This is a genomic window from Sphingopyxis sp., assembly GCF_036402335.1.
GTDB lineage: Bacteria > Pseudomonadota > Alphaproteobacteria > Sphingomonadales > Sphingomonadaceae > Sphingopyxis.
On record NZ_DASWTD010000563.1, the window covers coordinates 1 to 4,039 of the forward strand.

General features: G+C 69.7%; 4 protein-coding genes. All 4 read left to right on the forward strand.

Annotated elements, in window-relative coordinates:
- The coding region (locus VGD20_RS18315) for a glycine cleavage T C-terminal barrel domain-containing protein (RefSeq protein ID WP_331135811.1) at positions 1 to 1,616 on the forward strand (1,616 nt) is incomplete at its 5' end.
- A complete protein-coding gene (locus tag VGD20_RS18320; RefSeq protein ID WP_331135812.1) occupies positions 1,609 to 2,061 on the forward strand; it encodes a hypothetical protein in 453 nt (150 codons plus the stop codon). The genes VGD20_RS18315 and VGD20_RS18320, both read left to right, overlap by 8 nt.
- Before the next feature lie 148 nt (positions 2,062 to 2,209).
- A complete protein-coding gene (locus VGD20_RS18325) occupies positions 2,210 to 2,704 on the forward strand; it encodes a hypothetical protein (RefSeq protein ID WP_331135813.1) in 495 nt (164 codons plus the stop codon).
- A gap of 83 nt (positions 2,705 to 2,787) precedes the next feature.
- Positions 2,788 to 4,039: DNA-packaging protein (locus tag VGD20_RS18330; RefSeq protein WP_331135814.1), on the forward strand; the 1,252-nt coding region annotated here is incomplete at its 3' end.

The window sequence follows — 4,039 nt, forward strand, 5'->3', positions numbered from 1 at the left end:
CGGGCATCGGCGCCTTTATTCCCGATCGATCGGCGCAGAGCGAGCGGAGCTGCGGCGCCGCGCGCGGCATCTTCGCGCGCGCCGACTGCATCGCCGATGGCGAGGCGGCGGGGCGGGGGCTCTATGGCCCGGTCCTCGCGCGCGCGGTGGGCGGCGCGCTTTCGCTGCCGGCGCCCGGCGCGAAGGCGTTCGTCGATTTCCAGACCGACGTCACCGTCGACGACCTGCGCCTCGCGACCCGCGAAAACTACCGGTCGGTCGAGCATGTCAAACGCTACACCGTCTGGGGCATGGGCACCGACCAGGGCAAGCTGAGCGGGGTCAACGGGATTACCGCGCTCGCGGCGTTGCAGGGGATCGCGCCCGGGGCGCTCGGCACGACCAAATTCCGGCCGCCCTTCGCCCCTGTCGCCTTCGGCGCGCTCGCCGCCGAGCAGGCGAACGGCAGGTTGCTGAAGGGCTGGCGCCGCCTGCCCGCGCACGACTGGCACCAGGAGCAGGGCGCCGAATTCGAGGATTATGACTGGCTGCGTCCGACGCATTATCCGCGCGGCGCCGAAACGATGGCCGCGGCGGCGCAGCGCGAGGCGATCGCGGTCCGGAAGCGCGCCGGGCTGATCGACAGTTCGTCGTTCGGCAAGATCGAGCTGAAAGGGCCCGAGGCGGGGCGCTTCCTCGACCTGCTATCGGTCGGAAGCCCGTCGACGATCGCGGTCGGGTCGATCCGCTACAACCTGCTGACCGACGAGTTCGGCACGCTCATCGACGATGGCGTCGTCAGCCGGCTCGGCGACGATCATTTCCTGCTCAACGCCAGCAGCGGCCACGCCGAGCGGATCGCGCGCTGGCTGGAGCAATGGCACCAGTGCGAATGGCCGCTCGACCTCGTCATCCAGGACGTCACCGAAGCGTGGGCGGTGCTCGCGCTCGCCGGGCCGCGCGCGCGCGCGGTGCTCGAACGTACGGGCTGCGACATCGACCTGTCGGCGGAAGCCTTTCCGCACAACCGGATTCGGACCGGGCACCTCGGCGGGGTGCCGGTGCGTATCCAGCGCGTCAGCTTCACCGGCGAGCTGTGCTTCGAGATCGGGATCGCGGCGGATTATGGCGCGAGCCTCGCGCGCCACCTGATGGCGTGCGGCGCGGCCGAGGGGCTGATCGCCTTCGGGCTCGAGGCGCTCGACATCCTCCGGCTCGAAAAGGGCTATCTCCATGTCGGCACCGACACCGACAGCCGCACCCAGCCCGCCGACATCGGGTGGGGCAAGGGCGTCGCGCGCAAGGCGTCGGATTTCGTCGGCAAACGCTCGCTGCTCCATCCGGCGGCGCGGCGGCCGGCGCGCGCCGAGCTGATCGGGCTGCGGCCGGTCGACCCCGCGGTCGTGCTGCCCGTCGGCGCGCATGTCATCGGCGGCGATCCGCATCCGAGCCAGGGTATCGTCACGAGCAGCGCGTTCAGCCCCGCGCTCGGCCGCGGCCTGTCGCTCGGCCTGCTCGACGGCGGCCGGTCGCGGCATGGCGAGCGGGTAGAAATCTGGTCCGAGGGCAAAAGCTGGCCCGCGGTGGTCGCGGCGCCGGGCGGTTACGATCCCGAAGGGGCGCGGCTGCGTGACTGAACTCGTCCGCCACCGCCCGCTCGCGGGGCGCGACGTCGTCGCCGGCGATGTGCGGATGGTCGTGCGGAGCGACCTGACCGCGCATATGCTGACCACGCGCGATGCCGTCGAGATCGACGGCGCGATCCGGACGGCGCCGTGCGAGCATCTATTCGTCGGAAACGAGGGTGGCGAAGGGTTGGCGCGGCTGGCCGCCGTTTCCGGAGGCGCCGCCGCGCTGCTTCACGACATGACCGCGGCGTTCGTCTTTATCGACCTGATCGGCCCCGGCGTTACGGCGAAGCTCGGCCTTGCGCACGTCGACCCGGGAACGGCCGGCGCGATGCGGCTCGCCGACCTTCGCATCGTCGTCGATCGTCGCGACGATGGCCTGCGCCTCATCGTCGGGGCATCCTATGCGCAATATGTCTGGTCCTGGCTCCTGACGAAGTTCGAGACGCTATAAACCAAATAGGTTATTTCTCTTGACATCGTAACGCTGATATGGCACAAGTGTCACATCATGAAGAATTGCGAGTCGGGCCGGCGCCCTTCCTTTGACGGGAGGGTGTTCCGGCCCGTCTGCTTTGGAGGCGTGGGCGATGGATCTGGTCGTGAGAAGCGGAAAAGGACGATTGCTGGTCGAGGCGAAACCGTCGCGGCGCGAGATTTCGCAGCGCAAGCGCGACGAGTTCATCCGGCATCTGGGCGAGACCTGCAATGTGTCGCTGTCGGCCGAGCGCACCGGCGTGGCCTTTTCGACCTTTTACAGGATTCGCCAGCGCGATGCGGCCTTTGCCGCGGCATGGCAGAGCGCGCTCGATGACGGATATCAGCGGCTGGAAATGGGGTTGCTCCATGCCGCGCTCGCGGTCGTGGAAGGCCGGCGCCCGGATGGAAGCGAAACGGGGGATGGCGCGGTTATCGCACCGATGACGATGGAGCAGGCGATGCGGGTCCTCGGGCGGCATGAGGGGAGCGTTCGCGGCGGGAAGCTCCGCAGCCTTCGCCTCGGCAAAGGCAGGATGCCGACGTCGGAAGAAACCGATGAGGAGGTTTTGAAGCGGCTTGCGATCCTGCGCCGCCAGCGCGGCTGGGACCAGCTGTAGCGATGGTACAGGCGACCCGCGACGTCGTCGGCGACATTCTCGAGCTGTTGGGGACCCTGAGGTCTGGCCAATTGCGGCGATTGATGCGCGACCTTCCGTTGAAATATCGGCGCCAGCTGGTCGAACGGTGGCAGGGCTGGGCACAGGAGGGGCAATGCGAACCGCCGGGCGACTGGCGCATCTGGATGATCCGGGCCGGGCGTGGGTTCGGCAAGACGCGGGCGGGGGCGGAATGGATCAGCGAATGGGCGCGAATGCTGCCCGACGCCCGGATCGCACTGGTTGCGGCGAACGATGCCGACGGGCGGCGCGTGATGATCGAGGGGCCGAGCGGGCTGCTGGCTGTGGCGCGATCGGACGAAGAGCCGCGCTGGCGCGAAGGGCTGCGCGAACTGCATTTCAGCAGCGGGGCGGTGGCGACGCTCTATTCGGCGGCGGCGGCCGAGAATTTGCGCGGGCCCGAGCATCATGTCGCCTGGTGCGACGAACTGGCGAAATGGCCGCAGGGCGATGCGGCGTGGGACAATCTGATGATGGGTTTGCGGCTGGGCGAGGCACCCCGCGTGCTGGTGACGACGACGCCGCGCCCGACCGCGCTGATGCGGCGGATCATGGCGTTGCCGGGGTATGAGGAAACGCGCGGCGGGACGAACGACAATCCCTATCTGCCGTCGACCTTCGTCGAGGCGATGGTGGCGAGCTATGGCGGGACGCGGCTGGGGCGGCAGGAACTCGATGGCGAGTTGCTCGAGGATGTCGAGGGCGCGCTGTGGACGCGCCGACTGGTCGAGCGGTGCCGCGTTGCGGCGGGCGAAATCGGCAAGGTCGTGCGCGTCGTGATCGGGGTCGATCCGCCGGCGACGGCGCATGGCGATGCCTGCGGGATCGTCGTCGCGGCGCTGCTGCGCGACGGACGGCTGGCGGTGGTCGAGGATGCAAGCGTCGAGCGGGCGCCGCCGGGCGTGTGGGCGCAGGCGGTGGCAAGCGCGGCGGCGCGCTGGGGCGCCGACCGGGTCGTCGCCGAGAGCAATATGGGCGGCGAGATGGTCGAGGGGACGCTGCGCCAGGCCGCGCTGACGCTGCCGGTGGTGCCGGTGCACGCGAGCGTCGGCAAGGCGCGACGTGCCGAGCCGGTGGCGCTGGCCTATGAGCGCGGGCGCGTGGTGCATGCGGGGGCGTTCGCGGAGCTGGAAGACCAGCTTTGCGGGCTGCAGATCGGCGGTGGTTATGCGGGGCCGGGGCGCTCGCCCGATCGGGCGGATGCCTGTGTCTGGGCGCTCGCGGCTTTGCTGGAGGGGTTGCAGAAGGCGAAGGAGCCGGGGGTGATGCGGGTTT